The 17,875-nt window shown below is 57.2% G+C and carries 15 protein-coding genes; 6 read left to right on the forward strand and 9 right to left on the reverse strand.

Features of this window, described 5'->3' with window-relative positions; genetic code table 11:
• Position 1 precedes the first annotated feature (1 nt).
• Both HY011_26670 and HY011_26675 read left to right on the forward strand, forming a co-directional pair.
• A complete protein-coding gene (locus HY011_26670) occupies positions 2–1,852 on the forward strand; it encodes a hypothetical protein (GenBank protein MBI3426527.1) in 1,851 nt (616 codons plus the stop codon).
• A 40-nt stretch (positions 1,853–1,892) separates the two neighbouring features.
• Positions 1,893–4,022 carry a hypothetical protein gene (locus tag HY011_26675; protein ID MBI3426528.1) on the forward strand — a complete coding sequence of 710 codons (2,130 nt, stop codon included), beginning with the start codon at positions 1,893–1,895 and terminating at the stop codon, positions 4,020–4,022.
• A 149-nt stretch (positions 4,023–4,171) separates the two neighbouring features.
• On the opposite strand, the gene HY011_26680 is transcribed toward HY011_26675, so the two are convergent.
• The 4 genes from HY011_26680 to HY011_26695 all read right to left on the reverse strand — a co-directional run bounded on the left by HY011_26680 (position 4,172) and on the right by HY011_26695 (position 6,665).
• Positions 4,172–5,125 carry a VWA domain-containing protein gene (locus tag HY011_26680; GenBank protein MBI3426529.1) on the reverse strand — a complete coding sequence of 318 codons (954 nt, stop codon included), beginning with the start codon at positions 5,123–5,125 and terminating at the stop codon, positions 4,172–4,174.
• Between the two features lie 76 nt (positions 5,126–5,201).
• Entirely contained in the window at positions 5,202–5,729 is a 528-nt protein-coding gene (locus tag HY011_26685; protein MBI3426530.1) for a hypothetical protein, read from the reverse strand.
• Positions 5,730–5,836: 107 nt separating this feature from the next.
• Positions 5,837–6,406: a hypothetical protein gene (locus tag HY011_26690; GenBank protein ID MBI3426531.1), complete on the reverse strand. Its 570-nt coding sequence runs from the start codon at positions 6,404–6,406 to the stop codon at positions 5,837–5,839.
• A 91-nt stretch (positions 6,407–6,497) separates the two neighbouring features.
• Positions 6,498–6,665, reverse strand: a complete 168-nt coding sequence (locus tag HY011_26695; protein ID MBI3426532.1) for a hypothetical protein — start codon at positions 6,663–6,665, stop codon at positions 6,498–6,500.
• Positions 6,666–7,194: 529 nt separating this feature from the next.
• Here HY011_26695 and HY011_26700 point away from each other — a divergent pair.
• The 4 genes from HY011_26700 (at position 7,195) to HY011_26715 (ending at position 10,892) form a co-directional block, all read left to right on the forward strand.
• A complete protein-coding gene (locus HY011_26700; GenBank protein MBI3426533.1) occupies positions 7,195–8,694 on the forward strand; it encodes a hypothetical protein in 1,500 nt (499 codons plus the stop codon).
• A gap of 20 nt (positions 8,695–8,714) precedes the next feature.
• The gene (locus tag HY011_26705) at positions 8,715–9,194 is read left to right on the forward strand and encodes a hypothetical protein (protein MBI3426534.1); all 480 of its coding nucleotides are present in this window, start codon (positions 8,715–8,717) and stop codon (positions 9,192–9,194) included.
• A 27-nt stretch (positions 9,195–9,221) separates the two neighbouring features.
• Positions 9,222–10,328, forward strand: a complete 1,107-nt coding sequence (gene aroB / locus HY011_26710; GenBank protein MBI3426535.1) for a 3-dehydroquinate synthase — start codon at positions 9,222–9,224, stop codon at positions 10,326–10,328.
• A gap of 195 nt (positions 10,329–10,523) precedes the next feature.
• A complete protein-coding gene (locus tag HY011_26715) occupies positions 10,524–10,892 on the forward strand; it encodes a LysM peptidoglycan-binding domain-containing protein (protein ID MBI3426536.1) in 369 nt (122 codons plus the stop codon).
• A 116-nt stretch (positions 10,893–11,008) separates the two neighbouring features.
• On the opposite strand, the gene HY011_26720 is transcribed toward HY011_26715, so the two are convergent.
• The 5 genes from HY011_26720 to HY011_26740 all read right to left on the reverse strand — a co-directional run bounded on the left by HY011_26720 (position 11,009) and on the right by HY011_26740 (position 17,604).
• Positions 11,009–12,061 (reverse strand): deoxyhypusine synthase family protein, encoded by a 1,053-nt coding sequence (locus HY011_26720; GenBank protein MBI3426537.1) that lies wholly within the window; start codon positions 12,059–12,061, stop codon positions 11,009–11,011.
• A 97-nt stretch (positions 12,062–12,158) separates the two neighbouring features.
• Complete coding sequence (gene speA / locus HY011_26725) at positions 12,159–14,063, reverse strand: biosynthetic arginine decarboxylase (GenBank protein ID MBI3426538.1); 1,905 nt, start codon at positions 14,061–14,063, stop codon at positions 12,159–12,161.
• 670 nt (positions 14,064–14,733) lie between these two features.
• Positions 14,734–15,792, reverse strand: a complete 1,059-nt coding sequence (locus HY011_26730) for an RNA-dependent DNA polymerase (GenBank protein ID MBI3426539.1) — start codon at positions 15,790–15,792, stop codon at positions 14,734–14,736.
• 86 nt (positions 15,793–15,878) lie between these two features.
• Positions 15,879–16,271 carry a diversity-generating retroelement protein Avd gene (avd, locus tag HY011_26735; GenBank protein ID MBI3426540.1) on the reverse strand — a complete coding sequence of 131 codons (393 nt, stop codon included), beginning with the start codon at positions 16,269–16,271 and terminating at the stop codon, positions 15,879–15,881.
• Positions 16,272–16,344: 73 nt separating this feature from the next.
• Complete coding sequence (locus tag HY011_26740) at positions 16,345–17,604, reverse strand: formylglycine-generating enzyme family protein (protein MBI3426541.1); 1,260 nt, start codon at positions 17,602–17,604, stop codon at positions 16,345–16,347.
• Positions 17,605–17,875 lie beyond the last annotated feature (271 nt).

The following is a 17,875-nucleotide window of genomic DNA, read 5'->3' on the forward strand; positions in this document are numbered from 1 at the left end:
AATGTCATTTCTTAAAGATTTGGTGGAAAGATTCAAGCGGCATTTATACTCTGCAGCAGTTTTCGCATTTTTGCTCATTCTGTTGTTTGTTAGCGACTTATTGCAGGTGTCAGCAACGTTTCAGCACATCCTCCTAACACTCACCGCAGTGATGTTTATTCATTTGCTTGACAGGCTTTACCTTATCAAGGATACAAATGAAGCTTTGGATAAGTTGTTCGGTGCTGTTCGCACAGACACCAAAGCACAAACAGATTCATTGAATCAGAAGTCACAGGAATTGCTTGAAACGTCAAAGAAGTTGATCAACGAACAAACAGATTCATTGACTCAAAAGTCACAGCAATTGCTTGAATCCTCAAGTGAGTTGATCAGCAGTGTTCGCACAGGCATCACCGCGCAAATGGATCAGTTGATCGGCGGCGTTCGCACCGACATCAAAGGGCAAACGGATTCACTGATTCACACGTCGAAGTCGCTTGAAGCGATGGATCGCTGTGGTCTCATCCGCGTATATCCGACTCGCATTGAGGCCAGCGAGGACATGCGAAAGGACATCACCAACCCTGCTAACTCCAAGATGATGTTAATTGGAATATCTCTTAACGACTTTGTGCAAGGCATAGATCATACATTGAGGGAAGCGTGGGAAACCATTCAGGCATACATACTAGGCACAAAGCGCATTGATGATCCGAAGCAAGGCCTTGACATCCGCATCCTAATTATTGACCCAAAATGTTTGGGTGCGAAGCTCCGATCAAAAGCTGAGTCTGAATCCGTTTCTGCCCTTGCTTTCAGACTTGAAACCGATGTTCGGGCAGCAGCAGAAGCTCTGCACAGGCTCGAAGCTGAAGCAGCGAAGAATAGTTCGACTACTGGCGTCAAGTTCGAGTGCCGACTTTATCGGCTACCACCAATTATGTTCCTATGTTGGATTGATTCTATTTGCTATGCGCAGCAGTATCATTTCTGGTCGAAGCGTGACAATCGTACTCCAATCCCAGTCTTCAAGTACCGCCGACTTGATGCCTCCGCATATCCATATCACAAAGAAATGGAAAATCATTTTGAATGGATATGGAAAAATGCATCTATAAAAGTCTCGGACTACCTTGAGACTGAAGTGGTAGGCACAGATGAAGGGATCAATCAGTGTGGGGTAGTCAACATTTACACAAACCACGAAGGGGCAGCTAAAGAGCGGATTATCTACCTATTGAAAAACGCACAGAACAAAGTGTCCATTCAAGGCATCTCATTGCATTCGTTCTTTACACAAGGAAAACTGCTTACAGCAATATTGCCACTCATTGAAGCGGCAAAAGTGGAAGTCGAAGTGTTACTTCTTGATCCTGAATCTGAACAGGCAAAATACCGATCATATCGTGAGAAACTATTCGGTTCAGCAAAGTTGAGCTTTGATGATTATTTGAAGCTGGGAGTCCATGAGAAGTTCAAGCTTTATCGGGAAACGAACGAGACAATAGAGTACCTCACGACTAAAGTCAGGGATATTGCTAGGCAGAAAGGAAGCAACTGGGTACCAAAGCTTAAGGTCGGGAAGTATTCGTCAGCCCCGGCATGCTTCATGCTTCGGGTTGATGATCGAGTGTTGGTTGAGCAGTACCATTACGGGAAAATTGTTCGCCAGGAAGAGGCAATCCTCGGCAAGGAAATGCCACTATTCGAATACGATGAAAACCCTTCGCCGCTTTATAAAGACGAGAGTGACCCACTGCGCAATCCGTTTGGCCTCCTTGTCAATCACTTTGAGTACGCCCTTGCTCAGGCGACAATCGTTGATCTAACTGGACAGGATCAGGAAAACACCTCATCACCCGCGCATTGAGATTTGGCGGGTAACCTAATCGTTGTTCTTCTATTAGCCAATGCCCGGCAGGTGCACCTGGACGGCGACGAGCAATGCCAACTGGCTGACCATCACCGCAGGTAGCAGCGGCGCGGGCAATAGCACGGTCGCTTTTGCTGTCGCCGCCAACACGCTCGGCCCGCGCACCGGGTTGCTGACCATCGGCACGCAGACCTTCACCGTCCGGCAAGCGGGCGTCGCCACGCCGCGGCTGATTCGTGTGAATGCCACGAGCGCCGCGCTGGGCAGCAGCGGCGTGCCGGTCGCCGTGGAACTGGTGGCGCAAGGCGATGAGAACGCGCTCGGCTTCACGCTCAGCTTCGATCCGGCGGTGCTCAGTAACCCGCAAGCCGCGCTCGGCGCGGACGCCGTGGGCGCGCAACTGGCCGCCAACACCAATCAGACGGCGCAAGGGCGCTTGGGGCTGGCGGTGGCCTTGCCCGCCGGGCAGAAGTTCGCCGCCGGGACGCGCCAACTCGCCGTCGTCACCTTCTCGATTGCCGCCGCCGCGCCCGCCGCGATGACGATGCTGGATTTCGACGACCTGCCGTCGGCGCGCGAAGTCTCCGACGTGAGCGCCAATGCGCTGCCGGCCAGCTACCAGGGCGGCGCGCTCGGCGTGGTGCCCGGCGTCGAAGGCGATGTCGCGCCGCGCCCGCAGGGGAACGGCTCGGTGACGATCACCGATTGGGTGCAGGTGGGGCGGCTGGTGGCGGGGCTGGACGCGGCTGCGCCGGGCGTCGAATTCCAACGCGCCGATTGCGCCCCGCGCGACACCTGTGGCGATGGCCGCTTGACTGTCTCGGATTGGACGCAGGCGGGGCGCTACGCCATCGGCACAGATGCGGCGCTGGCGGCGGGCGGGCCAGCGGTGGCGGCGGTTAATAGTTCGTTGGCAGCGGGCGTTCAGAGTACCGGCTTCAGCCGGAATGGTCGAACTGCGACGCAGCCGCCTAAAGGCGGTACTCTGAACACGCGCGCGTTGCGGACGGTGTGGTTGACGAATGCCACGCAACAAACGCGCACGGTGCGTGTCGTCAACGCCACGGCGGCGCAAGGCGCGACGGCGAGTGTCGCCATCGAATTGACAGCGCAGGGCAATGAAAACGCAGTCGGCTTCAGCCTGAGCTTCAACCCGGCGGTCTTGAGCAATCCGCAAGCCGTGTTGGGCAGCGGCGCAACAGGCACGACGCTAAACCTCAACACCAATCAGGCGGGGCGCGTCGGTGTGGCAATGGCGCAATCACCCGGCGTGGCTTTCACGGCAGGCACACGGCAATTGCTGGTCGTGACCTTCAACGTGGCGAGTGGCGCGGCAGTGGGAACAACGGCACTCAGCTTCGGCGACCAACCCATCGCGCGCGAAGTCTCCGGCGTCAGCGCCACGCCGCTGCCCGCCGATTTCACAGCGGGCGCGGTGACAGTCGTGGGCGCGGTAGCCAACGTCTCGGCGGCCAGCTTCACCGGCGCGCAACTCGCCAGCGAAGCGATTGTCTCGGCCTTCGGTACGCGCCTGGCGACCACGACACAAAGCGCCACGGTCACGCCGTTGCCAACGACGCTCGCCGGGACGCGGGTTTTGGTCAGAGACAGCGCGGGGACAGAACGCGCCGCGCCGCTGTTTTTTGTCTCGCCGCAACAACTCAACTACCTCGTCCCCGCTGGCACGGTGGCGGGCACGGCGACCATCAGCATCACCAGCGGCGATGGCAGCCTGTCGCTCGGCGTGGCGACGATGGCGACCATTGCGCCGGGCCTCTTCACCGCCAACGCCAACGGGCAAGGTGTCCCGGCGGCAGTGGCCTTGCGCGTGCGGGGCGATGGCGCGCAGGCGTTCGAGACGGTCGCGCAATTCGTCGCGGGCCGTTTCATCCCCGCGCCCATTGACCTGGGGCCAGAGGGCGAACAAGTCATCCTGCTGCTCTTCGGCACGGGCGTGCGTGGGCGCAGCGCGTTGGCGGCGGTGACGTGCGTGCTTGGCGGCATAAGCGTGCCCGTCTCGTTCGCCGGGGCGCAGGGCGATCTGGCCGGACTCGATCAACTCAACGTCGGGCCGTTGCCGCGCGCGTTGGCGGGACGCGGCGAAGTGGATTTGGTATTGACGGTGGATGGACGGGCGGCGAATGCGGTGCGGGTGAGCTTCCGGTAGGCGGCACGTTAGATCGGTTTTCACTTCGGAGTAGGGTAAAAACCGCGCAGTCGGTACCACGCGCGTCAGCAAGCGGCGCGTCAAGTCTGGCGAACGGTGCAACAGCGCAGTCTCCGCTTGCTGACGCGCGCGGTACCGTTCGCAACAGGCTATTTCTTCTCTTTCGGTGCGTAATAGCCTTGGCGGGCGCGGACTTTGTATTGCGGCGTAGTCAGTTGCACTTCAATCGTGCGCCACTTGCCGTCTTTCTTTTCGTTGGTCGGTTCGTAGGCGAGGGTGTATTGGTTGCGCAACTCTTCGACGGTTTGCGCAAAGGCGTCTTTCAGTTCGCGACCGGCGGGCGTGGTGAAAAAGCGTCCGCCCGTTTTGGCGGCGAGCGTTTTCATAACCTCAGCCCCATTGTCGCGCGGGGTGACGTGGAAGACGCCGCGGTCGCTGAGGTCTACGCAATAGATGGTGACGTTGGCGGCGGCGGCGCGGCGGACGGCTTCGTCGAGCGAGGCGCGGCTGGTGCTGTCGCCGCCATCCGAAACCAGCAGGATTGCGCGGCGCTTTTCAGCCCGTTCGCGCAAATCATCGGCGGCTTTGACGATGGCGTCATACATCGGCGTGTTGTCTTTGGCGCGTAAATCCCAGACCAGATCGGATACGTCGCGGACTTCGCCGAAGGGTTGAATTTGCTTCACCGTGGTGCCGCCAAAACTGTAAATGGCAAATTGATCACCTTCGCGGATGCCGTCCACAAAGCTGGTGCAGGCGGCGCGCGCCAGGGTCATTTTCTGTTCCATGCTGCCACTGCAATCCAGCAGGATCGCGGCGGCGAAGGGGCTTTCTTCGACGCCGAAGCCCACGATGTGCTGTTCCTGCTTGTCTTCAAACAGGCGGAAGTGCTGGCGGCGCAGACCGCGCACGAACTTGTCCGAAAGATCGGTCACGGTCGCGTTGAGCAAGACTTGGTTGGTTTCAAGCGAGATGACGTCTTGGGCGGCTTCGTCCTGTTTTTGTTTCTGCTGATCCTGCTGTTGTTGTTGCTGCTGGGCCTGCACGGCGAAGCCCAGCGCCAAGCCAAATACCGCGCTGAGAGTTAACCACCGAAATTTCATAACCGGAAACATCTGAGTTGGGAGTGTGTGACACAAACCGGCGCAACGCCGTGAGGAATGCTTAAAAAGCCGCGCTTCAGTTGAGATAACCGCGCAGCAATTTGACCAGTTGAATGACCTCGGTCGCTTGCGAAGCGACGGTAATCGAAACGACCTGCCGCGAGGTCTTGCTCAGTTCCTTGTTCAAACGCTCGCTGGCGTCGCTCAACTGTTTGAGCGTATCGGCCAGCGTATGGGGCGGCGTTTCCAGCGGTTCATCCTCACCGCCGCCAGCATCCGAGCGAATGCTGCGCGCGTTTTTCTCGATCTCTTTCAGGTGCTTGTCATTGGCGCGCGGCAAGTGGGCAGCGGTAGTGGCTTGCGACAATTTCTCTGACAGGTCTTGAATCTGTTCGGCCTTGGCGACGATCTTTTTATGCTCTTCCTCTTCACGCTTGATGCGCATCCGCACCAGCGTGTCGCGGAAGGTTTCATTTTGCTCTTCCGCGCCGGTTTGCGTCTCAGCAGTTTGGGCCTGCACTTTCAGGCACGCGCCGCCCACACCAAGCGTGCTGAAGAGCAAGCCGCACAAAAACAGTTTTTGAACCTGCAAAGCCGTTCGCATGATGTCACCTCAATAGGGGCGCATTTCTATCACAAATTCTAGCTGCCCAAAAGCAAGACGCTGAGCGCGCCAATCTTTCCCTGCAACGGCGCCCGCACACTGCCAGTTTAGTATTCGCAATTCAGCAGGCGGCGCTGGCTTTTGCCTTTAATGCTCAAATCAATCCCCAGAATCTTGCCCGCCAGTCCGCGAATAAATTCGTCTTCCAGCCGCCCGTTCGACTTGCCCTCGACCCATTTGAGCGAGCCATCCGCATCCACGGCGCGTCCTTGAATGATGGCATTGACCTGCAATTGCGATTTTTTCTGATCCACGGGCAGCGCGATGATTTCCAAGGCGTAACGCGCCTGCGACCAGTTGCGCACGGCACTGGCGGGCATGTCCGCCAGATATTCCAAATCAGTGCGCACGGTCACCCCGCGGCTGTAAACGACGGGTTTCGTCACCAGCTTGCCGGGGTTGGCCTTGCTCAACTCTTCATCAATCGGAATGGCGCAGGATTTCAGCACATCGCGGGCAGCATCCAAAATGGGCTCACGCAGCACACTCATCGTGTAGGGGTTGGGCAAGGGCGGTTCCGTCTTGGGCTTATCGAAAGTAAACTGCGCATGGGCCATCTGCGCAGTCAGCGCCAAAGCGAAGAGCGCCAGCACAAAAGACGTGGATTTGATCTTCATAGAATTGCCTATTGGAGTTGTCAGTTACTACAAAACTTACGGAAGAAAAGCACAATCGCACCATACACCTGACAGGCTAGACCGGCAACTATCATTCCGCTGGTGTAAGCTGGGAACCGACAGGATTTGTCAGCCTGATTGCTGCTGCATCACTAGCCTTTTCCCCTGTAAATTCGCGGTGCTCGAGCGACAGGGAAAATTCTTCCTCTACGTTAGGCTGGTTTTCGTGTGACAGTCCACGGCTACGAAAAATTTTCATAGCACTTTCCTCCTAATCAAGTAACTTTTACCCGTACAGCAATGCCAGCCGAAATAGCATCTCAAGGCCAGCGTTCCAAAACCAACGTGTCGTCAGTGACTTAGCACTTAGTTTTGGATTTTCTGCTTGCTGGCACGTTCATTGCACTAGCCTGGGTGGGGCAACGAGATACCAGGTGGTTAAATCCACTGACGGTGTCAGTGGTTACCAGGGTGAGGAAGGTAACCACGTTTTCATAGGCGCTACTGGCAATTCCCACGACAGTAGCGCCTATTATTTTGTCTACTGTCACTGCCCACAATTTCTGTTTCTTGAACCTCTCGCCAACTCGCTCTTCTTCCAAGCAACAAGTTTCAATTATCGGCGCGTGGCTTCCGGCCCCCTAGCAAATTGCGGAACGGGATGCACCGCAGTGCTGTCTAGTCACGCGCCGTCCACTTTTCAAGCCTTGCTTGACACCTTCTTTTACGCTCAGCTATGGTGCTTGCCCGGTGTAATCGGCACCGGTTCCTTTGTTCGCAACACCCACATGCTCGACGAATACCGCCAACGATTTCGCGCGTTCCACACGCATTGGCAGCGTGAGCAATTCCTGTTTCGGGCAGGCCGCAAGACGCGCGCGGAGTGGGTGCATCTCTATCAGGAAAACAGCGATCTTTTCAGCACGTCGGCGCTGGCGGAATTGCAAGCCCAGCACGCTGAAGTAGCGGCCTATCGAGTGACTGAGCGCCAAGCCATTGAACGTCTGCTCGCTTTTGCACGTAGCGGCCAAATTGCCAGCCGCTCGCTGGAATTGACCGAAGAGCTAGTCGCGTATGAGGCGCGCCCCACCATTCAATGGAACGGTGAGTCCCTAACGATTCAGCAGGCGCAGTTAGAAATCGCGCGCGAGGCCGCGCCGCCACGCCGCCATGAACTGGCGGCCCGCCGTGCCGAGGCCCTTCACCACACGCAAGATTTGCGCGCGGAGCGTTTTGCCCGCTGGCAAGCAGGTGCGCAAACATTCGGGTACGACCACTGGCTGGCCTTGGCAGTTGCCACAAAACAGGTTGAACTGCCGAAGCTGGCGGAACAAGCGGCGCAGTTGCTGGCCAAAACCGAAACCCCGTATGTGGCGGCACTCAAACCGTTGCTGGCGCGCGAAGCCCATGTCGGCTTGGAAGAAGCCACGCAGGCGGATTTGGGCTATTTGCAAAGGCTGGCGCGCTTCGCCCCTTACTTTCCGGTGTCACGCGCCATTGAGTTGTATGCTGACCTCTTTGCCGGTCTGGGATTCAAGGTCGAACAGCAACCGCAGATCGAGTTGGACACGGCCACGCGCCCCGACAAACAAGCACGCGCATTTTGCGCCCCCGTGCAAATCCCGGACGAGATCAAGCTGGTGTTGAATCTGGATCACGGGCATGACGGATACGGTTTTTATCAAGATTTTTTGCAAGCCAGCGGACGCGCGCAATTGGCGGCCTGGACTTCGCGCGAAATGCACTATGAGTTTCGTGTGCCCGGCGATCCGGCGGTGGGCGAAGCTTGGGGAATGTTGTTCAGCCAGTTGCTGCTGGAAGCCGAATTTCTGCTCGGCAATTTCGGCTTCCCTGCCAGCGGCGAATTCCGGCACGCGCTGGCGGTGTTCAAATTGCTGCACGTGCGGCGCGCGACGGCTTTGTTGCAGTACGAGACTGAGTTTCACGCGGGCAAACTCAGCCGTCACGCCGGCGCGCGTTTTGCCGAATTGCTGACCGATGGCGTGCGCGTGCGCTACGACGAAGCAGAGTGTTTGCGTGCGATTGAAACGCCTTTCCGTTCCGCCGACCGGTTGCGCGCCTGGGCGTTTGAGGCGCAATTGCGTGAGCATTTGCGGACGCGCTTCGGCACCCGTTGGTGGGCGACGCGCCAGGCGGGCGAGATGCTGATTGACCTCTGGAACACCGGCCAACGTTACACGGTCGAAGAATTAGCAGGTCAAATTGGACTGGGCGAATTGGACTTTGCGTGGTTCGGGGCAGAGTTGGTGAACACGCTCGCCAGTTAAAGCCGAAAGGATTGGATTTCATGACATTCTCGCTGACGCGCACGGTTGCACAATGGACAGCCGTCTGGCTATTGGCCGGTGTTTGCAGCCTATCGCCTCTGAGCCAAACCGCGAATAAACCCGCTGGCAATCGGGCGGCTGGCGCAATGAAACTGACCGCCATCAAAATCAAGCCCTACAACGCTAGTGCGGGCGCGTTGGCCGATGAAATCACCGCGGACGGTTATCACAACGCCTTGGAGCTTTCACTGCTGGTGCTGGTGGAAGTCACAGGCAAGCCGGGCGATTTCAGCGCCAATCAAAAACTGATCGTGACCGCCACCGAGGGAACTAAACCCGTCCTGACGCGCCGCGCCACAGTCGGCCTCTTGAATGACAAGGGCAGGTTTTATGCGCCTGTCTGGCTCTACGGCCCGTTTTGCAGGCCGCTGACGATCAAGGCCCAATTGAATGGCGCAGCGCCCCTGACACGCAAAGTGCCATTTCAGTGCGGCGAATGATTGACTGACACGCTTTCCGGATTCTCGATGACCAAACCGCAAACCGTTCACGTGGCGCTCGACGACCGCAGCTATGACATCACGCTGGCCCACGGCGCGCTGCCGCAAACCGGCGCGATCACGCGCGCGGCTTTTGGCCCAAAGGCGCGCCGCGTGGCGTTGATCTCCAACGCCAAAGTCCACGGACTCTATGGCAAAGCCGTTGAAAAGAGTTTGAAACAAGCTGGCTTCACCGTGCTCACGCATCTGATGGGCGATGGCGAACGCGCCAAATCCATTCGCACGGCGGAATGCGCCTGGGGCTTTTTGATCGCGCACCATTTTGAACGCAGCGATGGCATCGTGGCATTGGGCGGCGGCGTGGTAGGTGATTTGGCGGGTTTTGTGGCGGCGACGTTTTTGCGCGGCGTAAATTTCGTGCAACTGCCGACTACGTTGTTGGCGCAAATTGACAGTTCGGTCGGCGGCAAAACGGCGGTCAATCACGCGCTGGGCAAAAACCTGATCGGCGCGTTTCATCAACCGCGCGCCGTGTTGATTGATCCGAGCGTGCTGGCAACGTTACCGCCGCGCGAATTGCGCGCCGGGATGTACGAAGTCCTCAAAACCGGTCTCATCCGCGATGCCGCGCTGGCGGGCTTCATCAATCAAAATCTGAACCAACTCACGGCACTCGATCCGGCCAGCCTGACGCAGGTCATCAAACGCTGCTGCGAGATCAAAGCCGAAGTCGTGATGGCCGATGAACGCGAAGGCGGCTTGCGCCGCATCCTGAATTTCGGCCATACCATCGGCCACGCGCTCGAAGCCATAACCAAATACCGGCGTTTGAAACATGGCGAAGCGGTGGGGTACGGCATGCAATGCGCGACCACGATGGCGGAGCGCGCGGGCTTGCTCGACTCGTCAGCGGCGGCAACCATTCAAGCCAGCGTCAGGGCGCTGGGCCCTTTGCCGCGTATCAACGATTTGGACGTCGGTGAAATCATCGCCGCGACCGCCCACGATAAAAAGGCCGCGCAAGGCAAAATCCCTTTCATCCTGCCGACACGCGTTGGTGAAGTGATGGTGCGCGATGACCTGCCGTCGTCAATCGTGCGGGCCGCCGTGCGCGAGCTATTGGCCAAGAACTGAGGTTCATTTGTGCCTGATCACGGAAAGGCCATTGCCAGAAGGCAGGCTTTTGATTAGACTCCGCGCTGTCGTTTACAACGTCCCCACTTTACCAATGTCATTCTCATCTCCCCTAATCGGGGTTTCGTGTGTGAAGCCCACAAGCGGATCGTCCGCAAATAATCAACCATCAATCGGCTAAGGAGGAATTGCTACATGGCAAGTCTTGATGAATTAAAAGCGAAGTACAACGCAGTGCTGGACAAAGGTCATGAAGTTGGAATGACCGTCCAAAACCTCAATCTGGAAGGCGAGCAATTGCTGATTCGCGGCGTCGTGCCGTCTGATTACGCAAAGAATGAACTGTGGGACGCGGCGAAAGGCGTTGACGCCAGCGTCAGCGACCTGATGCTCGACGTGAATGTCCAATCGGGCTTGAAGTACACCGTCAAATCCGGCGACACGCTGAGCAAAATCGCCAAGCGTTTCTACGGCGAGGCCAACCACTACCACCAAATCGCCGCCGCCAGCGGCATTGATAACCCCGACCGCATTGACGTCGGTCAGGAAGTCACACTGCCGTAAGGAAGTAGTCAGTAGACGGTAGTCAGTAGAAATAGAGAGGCCGTAGTTGATGATTCAATGCTAGAACTCATCAACTACGGCCCTTTTGTTGTCACTACCGATTACCGTCTACCGACTTACGGTGCGGTGATGCCCAAATCTTTTCCGCCAAAAGTGAATTGAATGCGCTTGCGCGCGCGCATTGCTTTGGAGGCGGTTTGCGAAAGCGAGGTCACCAGAATCGGCATGGCAATTGTCGCGTCGCAACGCACCGTGACCGATTTGCCCTGTTTGGACATGCGTCCGAAGGTTTGCGCCTGATCGAACTCCGCGCCCGAATAGCTGCCGTAATCGGCGCCTTCCGTGACGACCTGAATGGCGTATTTATGACCGCGCTGCTGGTTATGCAACATACTCGCTGTCGTCTCGCTTTGCTGCATAAACGTCTTCGTCGTGCCGCCGCCAAAGTTGATCATGCCGGTTGAGCGTGACTTGGCGACGATCTGCGCCATATCCACCACGTCCTGTACCACGTCGAATTGGAATTGGCTCTTCTTCTCGATGCGACTCAAACCGATGGCGACGCCAAAGGCGCTGTCGGTCAGCGCGGGGCAAAAGATCGGCACGCGCGATTTGAAGGCTGACGTGAGAATGCCATCCTCAGTCGCAATCTCGCTCAGCTCACGGCCCAGCAGATGCAAAAACTCGCGCGTCGAATAGGGGTGCGTATTGTCGAGTTGCGTGGTGAATCCGCCGATCCATTCATACGCCTCGCGGAATTCCTCTTCCGACGCGAAGGTGTCGTAGATGCGATCCACCTTTTCTTCCTGCAATTCGGCATCGCTAATGTGCGGGTCGCCGATGTAATGATGGCGGCCCAGCGTCTCGTGCAAATCGTGAAAGATGTTCGCGCCCGTCGCCACTAACACATCAATGCAGCGGTTCTTGATCAGATACGCCACCAACCGCCGCATCCCTGCGGGCACCAGCCCGCCGCTCAAGCCCATAAAGACGACGGCGTTGTCTTGCAGCATCTGCAACCAGAGCTGATGCGCGAGCGACAGGTTGCGGCCCTGAAACGAGATGAATTCCATCTTGTCCAGCAAGCCCGGCACGCTGCGATCACGATCCACTTGCAAGGGTTGGGTAGGTTTGTTGAGGTATTTTGCACCTTTAATGCGACGAATCATAAATTTGTTGAACTGACTGTAGCGACCAGGTAGGACGGACTTTAGTCTGTCCCAGGTAACAAGCCGGACAGACTAAAGTCCGTCCTACCTGCTTAGCTTAGCGCCCATTCGAATCGAGGTACGTATAGCCGGTGTAATGCCGTTCGTACTCATCGGTCAGCGTCAGCGCGGCGGTTTCGGTCAGTTGTCCTTTCTTGACTTGACGATTGAGCTGATTGCGAAAGTTCTCTTGCAAAAACTCTTTTTCGTAACGGGCGAAGGTGAGCATGTCGCCGACCTGCGAACCCGCAATGACGCGATTGATGTGGTACTCACCATTTTTGTCCACAATGACGTGCGCTTCGTTGGTCGTGCCGAACAGGTTGTGAAAGTTGCCCATCACTTCCTGATAAGCGCCGACCAGCATCATCGCCAGATAATATGGCTCGCCCCGTTTCAGGTCGTGGACTTCGAGCACTTCTTTCACGTCGTGTAAGTCCACGAATTTATCCACCACACCGTCTGAATCGCAGGTAATGTCGCACAGCGTCGCGGTGTCGGTCGGCTGTTCGTTCAGCTTATGAATTGGGATGATCGGGAAAAGCTGATCAATCGCCCAATGGTCGGGTACGGAGCGGAAGACCGAAAAGTTACAGAGATATTTCGCCGAGAGCAATTTGCGCAGATCATCGAACTCTTCCGATTTCACCTGCACTTGCTTGGCGTAATTGTTCGCCCGGTCGCAAACCTCCCAGAACAAAACTTCACCTTTGGCCCGATCCTCCAACGAAATAAAACCCAGATCGAAGAGGGTGAATAACTCTTCTTTGTGTTCGAGCGCGTCGTGGTAATACTCCAGAAAATTCTTGGCCGTCATTGAGGTGTACAGGTCATAGAGTTCCTTGATGACCTGCGCCTCGTTGCCCGTGATCGTGATGGTATGAATGCCGTGCACCGTTTCGATCTCATCCAGGATGTTGGTGATGAGCATCGCGTGATACGCCACCAGCACGCGGCCCGATTCCGTAATCACATTCGGCTGCGGCACGTTCTCTTCCTCGCAGACGCCTTTGATCGTGTAAATCACGTCGTTGGCAAACTCCTGCAAGGTGTAATTCACCGACGATTCAAAACTGGTCTTGCTGCCGTCGTAATCCACCCCCGCGCCGCCGCCGACGTTCAGGTGATCAACGTCGTAACCCATCTTGCGAATCTTGGCGTAAACGCGAGCGGCCTCTTTGACGCCCGCCTTGACGCGCTTGATCTGCGTGATTTGCGAACCGATGTGGAAGTGCAGCACGCGCAACATGTCCTGCATCCCGGCGTCGCGCAGCATCTTGATCGCCTGCAAAAGCTCCGTCGTCGTCAACCCGAATTTGGATTGTTCGCCACCAGACTTTTCCCAGCGTCCCGAACCGCGCGAATAGAGCCGCACGCGCATCCCGACCATCGGCTTGACCCCGGTTTCGAGCACGCGGTCAATCACCTTGCCCAATTCGCTGAGCTTCTCGATCACGATGACAACGTTCTTGCCGAGTTTCGTCCCCACAAAGGCCAAGTCAATAAAATCGTCGTCTTTGAAACCATTGCAAACCAGCAAGGAATTGGGCGACTGCTCCAGCGCAATCGCGGCATAGAGTTCAGACTTGCTGCCCGCTTCCAATCCATAGTTGTATTTCGTCGCCTCTTCCAGGTAAGACTCGATCACCTGGCGGCGCTGATTGACCTTTAACGGGAAGACGGCCAGATGCTCACCCTTGTAATCGAACTCGCGCATCGCACCGCGGAACGATTGATTCATTTTGCGGACTTGGCTGGCAAAAATTTGCGGAAACCGGAGCAGGACAGGAAGTTTTATGCGCCGGGCGAGTAGATCGTCTACGACCTTTTTGACATCCACGCTGCGCGGATCACTCTCGACCGGATAGACGACTAAATTGCCTTTGGGATTGACATCGAAATAGCCCGCGCCCCAATTCTCGATGCCGTAGGTCTGCACTGCCTCAGCGATGGCCGATTTCATCGTTACTTATTCGTTGACCTCCACAAGTGACAAATGCGGATTCCGCGCTGCCTGCGAGAGCACACTTGCAGGGTCAATACCAACGGCATGGCCTGTAAAATCAGACCATTGCAACTCATTCGCTCTCTGTCGCTGTTGGGAATCCGTCTTGCAAGGTGCGGACTCTAGCAGATAGGTTTGGCGACTGTCAAAAATTATTTTTGGCGGGGTTTTACACGGCTTTCTTGGTTCAAACATCGCGCTGGGACGCTGTTTTTCCTAGGCTTTGCGCCTGGCTCAAGGGCCATTGATGATGCGCTCCACGGGCGTTTGTTGCGCCACTGTGTTCGGCTTCCATGATTGAAGAAGTGGTCCCAGCGCAGTGGCGCTGAGCCGCCGCAGACGTTCGCACTAGCGGCGTGCAAAGGCTACCAGCCTACAGCGGCCCGTTTTATTTTTGGATGCAATCGCTCGCATCGCCGGACGACGCGCTGGACTCCCGAAGGTACGCTCGACGCAATCGCTTGTGCCGACTCTGACGGGCGGGAGTGCTGGCAGCCAGCACAACACGAAAACCGATAACGAGGTTGCGGTTGCCGGGTTCGTTCCTATTACGATTGGCCGAACGGCAGTTCCTTCCATTGTTGTTCCACGAACCACCGCGCAGCACCCGGAGGTGGCGTCACCCTCTTCAGCAACTCGTAAAAGCGAGCTCACTGAATACTCGTTCGCGCATCCGCCAGGTATCGGCGTGGGCCAGATGCGCAATCCAACTGCCGATGCGCTGCGTCAATTCCGCCAGCGAAAGCTGCCCGGCTTGAAAAGCGGTTTGCAGTCCGCGCAAGCGGCGGCGCGCCCGGCGTAAGTTCTCATTGCGGATGGTGAGATGATCAGCCAGTACGCGAAAGCCGACAAAGTTGGCCCCGTGGCGCGTCTCGAACAGTTGGCTTTTGACCGGATGAATGCACAAGCGCAACTGCGCCAGATAATCTTCCAACGCCCAGCGCGCCGCCGCGAGTTGCGCATGGTCGTCGCCGAAGAGCGCGAAATCATCCACGTAGCGCACATACTTGCCGATGCCCAAATTCTGCTTCACGAAATGATCCAGGCCGCTCAGATAAACGTTGGCAAAGAACTGGCTGGTCAGATTGCCGATGGGCAGGCCGCGCCGCCGTTCGTAGGGCGTCCAAAGCGCGTCACCGGGAAAGTAATCGTGGACGGCGGGTTGTGCGTTGCTGGCGTCAATGATGGTGTCAATTAGCCAGAGCGTGGCGGCGCATTTGATTTTGCGCCGCAGGAGCGTCTTCAAAATTTCGTGGTCAATGCTGGGGAAGTATTGCCGGATGTCGCATTGCAACACGTAGCGGCTGGAGCGCGCGAATTCGGTAAAGCGCCGCAACGCGCGATGCGTGCCGAAACCGGTGCGGTTGGCGTATGAATCACGAATCATCGTGCGCTCGAAGATGGGCGCAATCACCTGGCATAAGGCGTGATGCACCACGCGGTCGCGGTAAGGCGCGGCGGAAATCAGCCGCTGTTTGGGCACGACAATCTCGAAGGTTCGGTACGGACCGGGCCGGTAAGTGCGACTGTCGAGTGCTGCCTGCAACTGCAACAACTCCTCCGCCAGCCGATCGTTGAAACGCAGCACATTCGCGCGGTAACGCTTACCGCGTTGCGCCTGTTGGGTGGCGTCCAGCAGGTTGCCGAAATCAATCACCTGCGGCCACAAATTGCCGTGTCGTTTCATGGGTTTCTTTGGTACTCCGGTACGGAACAGGGAGCGTGAGCGACCTGAGCCTTGCGGAGGTGCTTACTGGCCGAAGCTCAGGTCGCTCACGCTCCCCGTTCCGTACCTGCGGGTTCCGTACCGGCGATTTGTTGTTTGATCCAACTGCCAAGACTTATGCCCACCGCATTGATGAGTTTTGAGACGTGCTGATATTGCCCGCCGTCTATCAATTTGAACGAGACCAGCAAGCGCGCCTGTTGCCGCAACAGTTCCAGCCGCAGGTTGCTGGCTTCCAGTTGCTCGCGTTTTTGCCGGGCATAGCGCGCGCGAATCAACTCTTCCAGCAATTCATACAGGCTGGTGATGATGCGTTCGCCCAATGTGAACCGGTGATCGCGCGGCAACCGATTCAGTAAGGGTACATACCACAGAATCAACTCGCGCGTCTGCTCGATGATGGGCAATTCGCCCGGTGGCGGCTTTTTATTTTTATGCATGGTTCAAATCAAGAAAATTCATGTGCGCTGCGCGCACATTGTAAAAGCGTAAGAAGGGTAAGAGCGCAGAGGGCTACGGAGTCCTGGCAGCCAGCACAACACGAAAACCGATAACGAGGCCGCGGTTGCCGGGTTCGTACCTATAACGATCGGCCGAACGGCAGCTCCTTCCATCGTTGTCCCACGAACCACCGCGCAGCACCCGGCGACTTGAGTCTCCACCACTCAACCAACCTGAGCCATCCAGCGGCGCGCTATTGTAGTTGTCATGCCAAACGTCCTCACACCATTCCCACACATTGCCATGCATATCGAATAGGCCAAAGGCATTGGCTGTGAAGCTGCCCACATCGGTGGTTTGCTGGCGATAGACGCCCTTAGCCGCGCCGCCATAAGGATAGTTGCCGTCAAAATTCGCCTGGGTTGACGACAGCAAAGAGCCAAAAGCAAAAGGCGTGTTTGTGCCCGCCCGCGCGGCATATTCCCATTCAGCCTCAGTCGGCAGGCGGTAGGTTTTGCCAGTCAATTGCGAAAGCTTCTGACAAAACTCGGTGACGTCATTCCACGAGACTTGTTCAACCGGGCGATTCGCGCCTTTGAAGTTGGACGGATTGTTGCCCGTCACGGCCTGCCATTGCGCCTGCGTGATTTCGTATTTGCCGATGGCAAAGGCGGGCACGTTCACGCGATGTTGCGGCCCTTCGTCGTTGCTACGCTCAGCTTCGTTGGCGGGCGAACCCATCGTGAAGGAACCGGCTGGCACGTTTTTCATTTCGAGTTTGACGCCGTTGACGGTTGCGGTGAAATCGCGGCCTGCAGGCAGGGCATTTGGCTGTTGTGACGTGGTGGTTGGCGTTGACGGCCCAATCGTGCCCGGTGTGCTGTTACTCGCCCAATAGACCGCCAGGCCAAGCGCCGGAACACCAAGCAAGCCCACCAGCCACGGCAGACGCGAACGCCGGGCGGCTGGCACGGGCTGCGGTTTCGACGCAGGCTGCGGCAAAGCTGGTTCAGGCTGAGCCGGACGCGGCGGCGCGGGTCTGGGAATGGTGGTCGGATCAACCTGCACCGTGGGCGGGTTAATCACGGGCGGCGCGGGTCTGGGCGTTGGTGGCGGCATAACGGGTCTGGTCGGCTGCGACTCGTTGAGCGCCGCCAGCATTTCCCGCGCGTTTTTGTAACGCGCGCGGTAATCGTATTGCGCCGCCCGCTCCAGCAACTCGCACAGTTCATTGCCGAGCGGGCCGGTGTGCCCGCGCCAAGCCAGATCGCCGCTCGCCAGATCGTTCAGGTCGCGCGGTTCACGCCCCGTCAAGGCAAAGATCATGGTCATCGCCAGGCTATACAGATCGCTGCCATAAACCGGACGCCCAACGCTTTGTTCAACCGGCGTGTAACCCGGCGTGCCGATGATCAGCGAAGCCTTTTGCGGCGTGCCGTAAGCGTCCAGCACGGTGGTGATGATCTCTTTGACCGCGCCAAAATCAATCAGGACAGGCTGCCCGGTGTTGATCCGCAGCAGGATGTTGTCGGGTTTGATGTCGCGGTGAATGATGCCCTGCGCGTGGATTTCGTGGAGCGCCTGCAACAAACTCGCCAGCAAT

This window comes from Acidobacteriota bacterium (assembly GCA_016196035.1).
Lineage (GTDB): Bacteria > Acidobacteriota > Blastocatellia > RBC074 > RBC074 > JACPYM01.

Bases quoted from the DNA above. Each gene is read 5' to 3' on its own strand.
- HY011_26685 (MBI3426530.1), bottom strand. From the start codon at position 5,729: ATGCGAACGGCTTTGCAGGTTCAAAAACTGTTTTTGTGCGGCTTGCTC.
- HY011_26700 (MBI3426533.1), top strand. From the start codon at position 7,195: ATGCTCGACGAATACCGCCAACGATTTCGCGCGTTCCACACGCATTGG.
- HY011_26695 (MBI3426532.1), bottom strand. From the start codon at position 6,665: ATGAAAATTTTTCGTAGCCGTGGACTGTCACACGAAAACCAGCCTAAC.
- HY011_26740 (MBI3426541.1), bottom strand. From the start codon at position 17,604: ATGACCATGATCTTTGCCTTGACGGGGCGTGAACCGCGCGACCTGAAC.
- avd (MBI3426540.1), bottom strand. From the start codon at position 16,271: ATGCATAAAAATAAAAAGCCGCCACCGGGCGAATTGCCCATCATCGAG.
- HY011_26670 (MBI3426527.1), top strand. From the start codon at position 2: ATGTCATTTCTTAAAGATTTGGTGGAAAGATTCAAGCGGCATTTATAC.
- HY011_26720 (MBI3426537.1), bottom strand. From the start codon at position 12,061: ATGATTCGTCGCATTAAAGGTGCAAAATACCTCAACAAACCTACCCAA.
- HY011_26690 (MBI3426531.1), bottom strand. From the start codon at position 6,406: ATGAAGATCAAATCCACGTCTTTTGTGCTGGCGCTCTTCGCTTTGGCG.
- HY011_26715 (MBI3426536.1), top strand. From the start codon at position 10,524: ATGGCAAGTCTTGATGAATTAAAAGCGAAGTACAACGCAGTGCTGGAC.
- HY011_26705 (MBI3426534.1), top strand. From the start codon at position 8,715: ATGACATTCTCGCTGACGCGCACGGTTGCACAATGGACAGCCGTCTGG.
- HY011_26675 (MBI3426528.1), top strand. From the start codon at position 1,893: ATGCCCGGCAGGTGCACCTGGACGGCGACGAGCAATGCCAACTGGCTG.
- HY011_26730 (MBI3426539.1), bottom strand. From the start codon at position 15,792: ATGAAACGACACGGCAATTTGTGGCCGCAGGTGATTGATTTCGGCAAC.
- HY011_26680 (MBI3426529.1), bottom strand. From the start codon at position 5,125: ATGAAATTTCGGTGGTTAACTCTCAGCGCGGTATTTGGCTTGGCGCTG.
- aroB (MBI3426535.1), top strand. From the start codon at position 9,222: ATGACCAAACCGCAAACCGTTCACGTGGCGCTCGACGACCGCAGCTAT.
- speA (MBI3426538.1), bottom strand. From the start codon at position 14,063: ATGAAATCGGCCATCGCTGAGGCAGTGCAGACCTACGGCATCGAGAAT.